General features: G+C 68.3%; 2 protein-coding genes. Both read right to left on the reverse strand.

Going from position 1 to position 1515, the window contains the following annotated elements; all coding sequences use genetic code 11:
• Window positions 1-800: phenylalanine--tRNA ligase beta subunit-related protein (locus AC1D1G_RS45070; RefSeq protein WP_477956928.1), on the reverse strand; the 800-nt coding region annotated here is incomplete at its 3' end.
• A 67-nt stretch (window positions 801-867) separates the two neighbouring features.
• Window positions 868-1515, reverse strand: a 648-nt coding sequence (pheS, locus tag AC1D1G_RS45075; RefSeq protein WP_477956929.1) for a phenylalanine--tRNA ligase subunit alpha, incomplete at its 5' end; no start/stop codon positions are given.

Raw genomic sequence — 1515 nt, forward strand, 5'->3', positions numbered from 1 at the left:
AGTTCGAGCAGAACGTAATTGGTGACGTCGACGGCCGGCGAGATCGGGCGGACCCCCGACAGCAGCAGGCGGCGCTGCAGCCACCACGGGCTGACCGCCTTCGGATCGATACCCGTCACCCGGCGGGCGGCGAAACGCGTCGCCTTCGACTCCGGCTCGACGCGGATCGGCCAGGCCTCCCCCTCCGCCGGGTACGGCGCCACCGACGCCGGGTCGGCGAAGTCGAGGTCGAACCCGCACGCCAGTTCACGGGTGAGCCCGCGGACGGAGAAGCAGTAGCCTCGGTCCGGGGTGATGTTGAGTTCGATGACCGTGTCGTGCAGGCCCATCAACTCGTTGGCGTCCGCGCCGGGGAGCGCGGTGCCCGGCTCGAGGACGAGGATGCCCGAATGGTCCTTGCCGATGCCGAGTTCGGCCACCGAACAGATCATCCCGTCGGAGACCTGCCCGTACGTCTTGCGGGACGCGATGGCGAAACCACCGGGAAGGACTGCGCCGGGGAGTGCGACCACCACGAGGTCGCCTACGGCGAAGTTCCGGGCGCCGCACACGATGCCCTGCGGCTCGGCCGCCCCCACATCCACCTTGCAGAAGCGGATCGGCTTCTTGAACTCGGTGAGCTCGGTGATCTCGAGAACCTTGCCGACCACGAGGGGGCCGTCGACGGGCTCGAGCCGGTCGACTTCCTCGACCTCGAGCCCGACCCGGACGAAACCTGCGTCGAGTTCCTCGGCGGTGACGTCCCAGTCCGGGGTGGCACGCTGCAGGATCTCGGTCAGCCAGGATTGCGCTACTCGCACGTCTGCTCAGCTCTCTCGTTCGTGAAGATGTCGTGACTGTGGTGGGCGGGATTCGGGTGACGCGAAGTCAGCCCTGGACACCGAAGGGCAGCGTGAACCGCACGTCGCCCTCGACGATGTCGCGCATGTCCGGGATCCCGTTCCGGAACTGGAGTGTGCGCTCGAGCCCCATGCCGAACGCGAACCCGGTGTACACGTCGGGGTCGATGCCGGAGGCGCGCAGCACATTCGGGTTGACCATTCCGCAGCCGCCCCACTCGACCCAGCCTGCGCCACCCTTCTTGTTCGGGAACCAGACGTCCACCTCGGCGGACGGTTCCGTGAACGGGAAGTAGTTCGGGCGCATCCGGGTGCGGGTCTCGGGACCGAACAGTGCGCGGGCGAACGCGTCGAGCGTGCCGCGCAGGTGGGCCATGGTGAGGCCCTTGTCGACGGCGAGACCCTCCACCTGAGAGAAGACCGGGGTGTGGGTTGCGTCGAGTTCGTCGGTGCGGAACGTCCGCCCGGGGCACACCACGTAGATCGGCACCTCGCGCGAGAGCATGGTCCGCACCTGTACCGGCGACGTGTGCGTGCGGAGCACCTGGCGCGAGCCCTCCGGTGCGATGTGGAACGTGTCCTGCATCGTCCGCGCGGGGTGATCGGGCAGGAAGTTGAGGGCATCGAAGTTGAAGTGCTCGGTCTCCACCTCCGGGCCCTCGGCGACCTCCCAGCC

The organism is Rhodococcus sp. P3_B8 (assembly GCF_056402775.1).